At 40.5% G+C, this 6,261-nt stretch carries 6 protein-coding genes; all 6 read left to right on the top strand.

The window, feature by feature from the left end:
- The first annotated feature begins 168 nt into the window (after positions 1-168).
- Positions 169-303 carry a 50S ribosomal protein L34 gene (gene rpmH, locus L1999_RS29520; protein WP_063255153.1) on the top strand — a complete coding sequence of 45 codons (135 nt, stop codon included), beginning with the start codon at positions 169-171 and terminating at the stop codon, positions 301-303.
- A 190-nt stretch (positions 304-493) separates the two neighbouring features.
- Positions 494-838, top strand: a complete 345-nt coding sequence (gene rnpA / locus L1999_RS29515; protein WP_235741753.1) for a ribonuclease P protein component — start codon at positions 494-496, stop codon at positions 836-838.
- A 176-nt stretch (positions 839-1,014) separates the two neighbouring features.
- A complete protein-coding gene (gene spoIIIJ / locus L1999_RS29510; RefSeq protein WP_215047296.1) occupies positions 1,015-1,788 on the top strand; it encodes a YidC family membrane integrase SpoIIIJ in 774 nt (257 codons plus the stop codon).
- Positions 1,785-2,408 carry an RNA-binding cell elongation regulator Jag/EloR gene (gene jag, locus L1999_RS29505; protein WP_235741752.1) on the top strand — a complete coding sequence of 208 codons (624 nt, stop codon included), beginning with the start codon at positions 1,785-1,787 and terminating at the stop codon, positions 2,406-2,408. Before spoIIIJ ends, jag begins: the two co-directional genes overlap by 4 nt.
- A 370-nt stretch (positions 2,409-2,778) precedes the next feature.
- Positions 2,779-4,164, top strand: a complete 1,386-nt coding sequence (gene mnmE / locus L1999_RS29500; protein ID WP_235741751.1) for a tRNA uridine-5-carboxymethylaminomethyl(34) synthesis GTPase MnmE — start codon at positions 2,779-2,781, stop codon at positions 4,162-4,164.
- 125 nt (positions 4,165-4,289) lie between these two features.
- Positions 4,290-6,179: a tRNA uridine-5-carboxymethylaminomethyl(34) synthesis enzyme MnmG gene (gene mnmG / locus L1999_RS29495; RefSeq protein WP_235741750.1), complete on the top strand. Its 1,890-nt coding sequence runs from the start codon at positions 4,290-4,292 to the stop codon at positions 6,177-6,179.
- Positions 6,180-6,261: the final 82 nt, after the last annotated feature.

Genomic DNA, 6,261 nt, shown 5'->3' with positions numbered 1-6,261 from the left:
TCTTACCGATAGAATTTCTTGTAAGCAAAGAACTCATACCGAGAAATATTGGAAATAACGAATAATCTTTAGAGAGATGTTGACAATTACAAGTAGACGTCTTTATAATAAGTAGGACTGTCAATTAAGATTTAAATTTGATAGCTATTCCTCAGGGAGGTGTCATATATGAAAAGAACATATCAACCAAATAAACGTAAACATAGTAAAGTTCACGGATTCCGCAGTCGCATGAGCTCAGCAAACGGACGTAAGGTTCTTGCTCGCCGTCGTCAAAAAGGAAGAAAAGTATTATCAGCTTAGGCCACTGAAACGTCTCAGTGGTCTTTTTTTCAATTATAGTGGAAGCGCTATTAGAAAAGCGGAAGCGCCTTGACCAGGGGCTGAAGCTAGACAAAGAAAAGCAGAAGCGTTTTGATCAGGGGCTCCGAGCCCCGAGGCGCTGCTGCTGGACAATTCTCATCGTATAAATCTAGATAAAGGAGTTTTTTTTATGAAAAAAGAATTCCGAGTAAAGAAGAATAACGATTTTCAAGCGGCCTTTAAGAAGGGCCGGTCGTTTGCAAACCGGCAATTTGTAGTCTATTCATTAGAAAAAGAGGAACAAGACTACTTTCGAATCGGATTGTCTGTAAGTAAAAAGCTTGGAAATGCTGTTACTAGAAATAGAATAAAACGTTATGTAAGGCAATCCGTCACGGAAATGCAGGATCAACTGATAAAAGGGAATGATTATGTAATCATCGCCAGGAAACCTGTTGCTGAAATGGACTTCTTTGAAGTGAAGAAGAGTCTTACCCATGTACTGAAGGTTGGGAAAGTATTGAAGAAAAACTAACCATTCTGAAAAATAGTTTTAATAAACCTAAAACAGTAAAGACATCCACTCCATAAAAATGCTAAAATGAAAGCAAAAGTTGTGGACTAGCTGGTTGGGTTAGAGCTGCAGGATAAAGAAAGAAATTACATATCAAGACATTAATTTATTTAGTATAGGTAAGGAGGAAATTTTGGTTGAAAAAACGAATATTACTTTCGTTCGGCGTCCTTTCTGTATTCTTATTTTTAACTGGCTGCAGTGAAATTAAAAAGCCGATTACATCAGAAAGTACAGGTTTTTGGAATGAATATATTGTCTATCCGTTATCTTGGGTGATTAAAGAGGGAGCGCATCTGCTTGGGGGAAGCTATGGATTATCACTAATCGTGGTAACCATTCTTATTCGTTTAGTACTTCTGCCGCTGATGGTCAAACAAACAAGGAGCTCAAAGGCTATGCAGGCTTTGCAGCCCGAAATGAAGGCACTTCGTGAAAAATATAGCTCGAAAGACCAAAAAACACAGCAAAAGCTCCAGCAGGAAACGATGGCACTCTTTCAAAAGCACGGGGTCAATCCTATGGCTGGATGTTTTCCGTTAATCGTACAAATGCCGATTTTAATTGGTTTTTATCATGCAATTTCCAGAACAAGAGAAATTGCTTCCGATAGTTTTTTATGGTTTGATCTGGGAGAAAAAGACCCTTATTATATCTTGCCAATTGTGGCAGGGATAACAACCTTTATTCAGCAAAAAATGATGATGGCAGGACAAGAGCAAAATCCACAAATGGCCATGATGGTTTGGATGATGCCTATTATGATTGTTTTCTTTGCGTTTAGTTTCCCTGCAGCTCTTTCATTGTATTGGGTTGTCGGAAATATATTTATGATTGTTCAAACCTATTTTATTAAAGGACCGGACCTAAGGGCGCAGGCCGCCGGTAATGCGGGAGGAGCAAAAAAGTGAAACAGGTAACTGCTACAGGACAAACTGTCGAAGAAGCAGTAGAATCAGCTTTAGCTCAATTAAATACCACCAAAGACCGCGCAGATGTGGATATAATCGATGAAGGAAAAAAAGGGATCTTCGGAATTTTTGGAGCAAGGCCTGCTGTTGTCAAAGTAACGGTTATCCTTGATCCAATTGAAGAGGCAAAGAAGTTTTTAGAACAAGTTAGTGAACAAATGGGTGCACCGGCGGAAATTGAAATTATACGAGATGGTAAGCAAGTGACCTTTGTGATGACGGGTGAAAAGATTGCTCTTTTAATTGGAAAAAGAGGTCAAACCCTAAATTCACTTCAATATTTAACTCAGTTGGTCATTAACCGTTCTTCGAATCACTATTTGAATGTCATTTTGGATGCTGAAGATTACCGGAATCGAAGAAGTGAAACACTCATTCAGTTGGCTCATCGGCTTGCCGGTAAGGCTGTCAAGACAGGAAAAGATGTGGCTTTAGAACCAATGCCTTCGTATGAGCGTAAAGTTATTCATAGTGCTTTATCTGATAATAAACGCGTTAAGACTTTTTCTGACGGATCCGAACCCCATCGATTTATCGTTATCACACCAGTAAGAAGATAACTAGAAGCAGAACAGTAACTAACATGAAGGGCACTCTACCAAGTAGAGTGTCTTTTTTTATGTTTATTTTTAGCATGCTGATTGGAGCGAAGCTGCCTGGAGCGGAAATCACCTTTAAAGGTGAACGCAATCTAAAAAATAAGACTGTTGATAACTTTTGTTGATTAACAAAATGAAGGTGTGCTTCTCAGCTTATTGTTATTCACATGTTGATAAGTTAAAATAATAAAAGGACCTCACAAGACTGTGGATAAGTAAGATAGTCGAAGTGGTTTACTTTTTTAACAGAAAATGATGTGGTATTCTATTTTTTTGGATATAAAATTTACGATCATATATAGATTGAGCTTTTATTTGTGAGGTGAAGTAAATGGAATACGATACAATTGCGGCAATATCGACACCGATGGGGGAGGGTGCTATTGCCATTGTGCGCTTGAGTGGTGATCAGGCAATCCCAATTGCGGACAAGATGTTTAAAGGCATCGGAGGAAAAAAACTTATCGATGTTTCCAGCCATACGATTCACTATGGACACTTGGTGGATCCAAAAAATGGCGATGTCATCGAAGAGGTCATGGTTTCGGTGATGAAGGGGCCTAAAACCTTTACTAAAGAGGATGTAGTCGAAATTAATTGCCATGGTGGAATTGTTTCTGTCAATCGAGTACTCCAGCAGGTGTTAAAGGTTGGAGCACGATTGGCTGAACCAGGAGAGTTTACCAAACGGGCTTTTTTAAATGGACGAATCGACTTATCACAGGCTGAAGCGGTGATGGATTTAATTCGGGCAAAAACAGACAGGGCGATGAATGTTGCTCTAGGGCAAATGGAAGGCCGTCTTTCTAAATTAATTCGAACATTAAGACAGGAAATTTTAGAGGTTTTAGCCCATGTGGAAGTAAATATCGACTATCCGGAATATGACGATGTCGAAGAAATGACACATAAAATGCTTTTAGAAAAAGCTCACTTTGTACGGGAAGAAATTCAAAAACTGCTGAAAACTTCGGAGCAGGGAAAAATATTACGAGAAGGGTTGTCAACCGTCATTGTCGGCCGGCCCAATGTCGGGAAATCTTCCCTATTAAATAGCCTCGTTCATGAGAATAAAGCGATCGTTACGGATATCCCAGGGACAACCCGCGATGTGATTGAGGAATATGTGAATGTTCGTGGTGTTCCACTTCGTTTATTAGATACTGCGGGAATAAGGGAAACGGAAGATATTGTTGAACGGATTGGTGTGGAACGTTCTCGTCAAGTTTTAAAAGAGGCGGATCTGATTTTACTTGTATTGAATTATTCAGATCAGCTGACGGTAGAAGATGAAAATCTATTTGAAGTGGTCAAAGGAATGGATGTTATAGTTATAGTGAACAAAACAGACTTGCCACAGCAAATTGATTTGGAGCGGGTTCAGAAATTAGCTAATGAGCATAAATTGGTGACCACTTCGTTGTTGGAAGAACGCGGCGTTGATGATCTTGAAGAAGCGATTTCTTCTTTATTTTTCTCAGGGTCAATTGAAGCAGGAGATATAACCTATGTTTCAAACACCCGCCATATTGCGGTGTTGAATCAGAGTCTCCAAACAATAGAAGATGCCATTGAAGGGGTTGAAATGGGTGTTCCCATTGATATCGTTCAAATCGATATGACTCGGACATGGGAGCTGCTTGGTGAAATCATTGGTGATAGTGTTCATGAGAGTCTCATTGACCAATTGTTCTCCCAATTTTGTTTAGGAAAATAAAGAACTCTGGGGAAGGCATTCGTTTTGCTAATGCCTATTCTGGACAGGATAATAAAAAAGCGTTAGCTCTCGCAGGGAGCTAGGAGAAGCAAGTTTCCGTAATGGTACGGAAAAGGAGGAAACAAATGCAATACGAAGCAGGAAAATATGACGTCATAGTCGTTGGTGCAGGGCATGCTGGTTGTGAGGCCGGACTTGCGGCCGCACGACTTGGTGCAAAAACGTTAATGATTACGATTAACCTAGATATGGTGGCATTTATGCCATGTAACCCATCTGTCGGCGGGCCGGCTAAGGGAATTGTCGTTCGTGAGATTGATGCCCTTGGCGGCGAAATGGGCAAAAATATTGATAAAACCTATATCCAGATGAGAATGTTAAACACCGGCAAAGGACCCGCAGTAAGAGCCTTAAGGGCACAGGCCGATAAATTTGCCTATCAGCATGAAATGAAAAAAACACTCGAAGAAGAACTTAATTTAACGCTCCTTCAAGGTATGGTTGAACAATTGATCGTTGAAGATGGAGTGGTTACTGGGGTTATTTCAAAGACAGGTGCGATTTACCGTGCTAAAACGGTAGTTATCACAACAGGCACTTATTTGCGTGGGGAGGTTATCCTGGGCGAATTGAAATATTCAAGCGGGCCTAATAATCAGCAGCCATCGATTAGGTTGTCTGAGCATTTAGAGGAGCTTGGTTTTGACTTAGTCCGTTTTAAAACAGGTACACCGCCACGGGTAAACAGTCATACGATCGATTACAGCAAGACTGAAATACAACCAGGGGATGAGGTTCCAAGAGCCTTTTCATATGAAACGACGAAATATATTACCGATCAGCTGCCATGCTGGTTAACTTATACAAATGATCAAACACATCAAATCATTGATAACAATTTACATCGTTCCCCTATGTTTTCCGGCATGATTAAAGGAACAGGTCCAAGGTACTGTCCATCCATCGAAGATAAGGTGGTCCGTTTTAATGACAAGCCGCGCCATCAAATCTTTCTGGAGCCGGAAGGAAGAAATACACAGGAAGTCTATGTGCAGGGAATGTCAACCAGCCTTCCTGAAGATGTACAGCTGCAGATCCTTAAAACGGTTCCTGGGTTAGAAAATGCCCAGATGATGAGGGCTGGGTATGCCATTGAATATGATGCAATTGTCCCAACACAGTTATGGCCAACGTTAGAGACTAAGGTTGTCAAAAATCTATACACCGCCGGCCAAATTAACGGTACCAGCGGTTATGAAGAGGCTGCTGGTCAAGGAATCATGGCAGGAATTAACGCAGGGTTAAATGCTTTAGGAAAAGAGCAATTAATTCTAAGCCGCTCCGATGCTTATATTGGAGTATTAATTGATGATTTAATTACTAAAGGGACCAATGAACCATATCGTTTGCTAACCTCACGTGCGGAATACCGCTTGTTATTGCGCCATGATAATGCTGATCTTCGTTTGACTGAAATTGGTCATCGAATTGGCCTAATCCGTGATGACCGTTATGAGACATTTTTAGTCAAGAAGGAAGCAATTGAAGCAGAGAAGGAACGGTTACAGTCGATTATTTTAAAACCATCTGCAGAAGTTCAAGAGTTGATTCGCAGTATCGGCGGCAGTGAGCTTAAAGACGGGATCCGTGCTTCTGATTTATTAAAAAGGCCAGAAATGACGTATAAGTTATTAGAAAAAGTAACTAGCAGCGACCTTCCTTTGGATGATGAAATGAAAGAACAAGTAGAAATTCAACTTAAATATGAAGGTTATATTGATAAATCGCTGCAGCAAGTAGAACGGCTTAAGAAAATGGAAAACAAACGAATTCCTGAAAATATTGATTATGATGCCATAAATGGTCTCGCAACAGAGGCAAAACAAAAGCTTAAGCAAATTAAACCTGTCTCCCTTGCCCAGGCATCCCGTATTTCCGGAGTGAATCCTGCAGATATTTCCATCCTGCTTGTTTATCTCGAACAAGGACGGATTGCCAGGGTTTCAAACGAATGAGAATAAGCAAACCGCGGAGGAGCTCTTAGCTTATTATAGAGCTCTCCAGCGGCAATGCTAGATAATGAGTGAGGAAGATTTG

The organism is Neobacillus drentensis (assembly GCF_021560175.1).
GTDB classification, from domain to species: domain Bacteria; phylum Bacillota; class Bacilli; order Bacillales; family Cytobacillaceae; genus Neobacillus; species Neobacillus drentensis_A.
The sequence above is the reverse complement of the archived record's forward strand: the minus strand, read 5'-3'. Positions and strand labels throughout refer to the sequence as shown.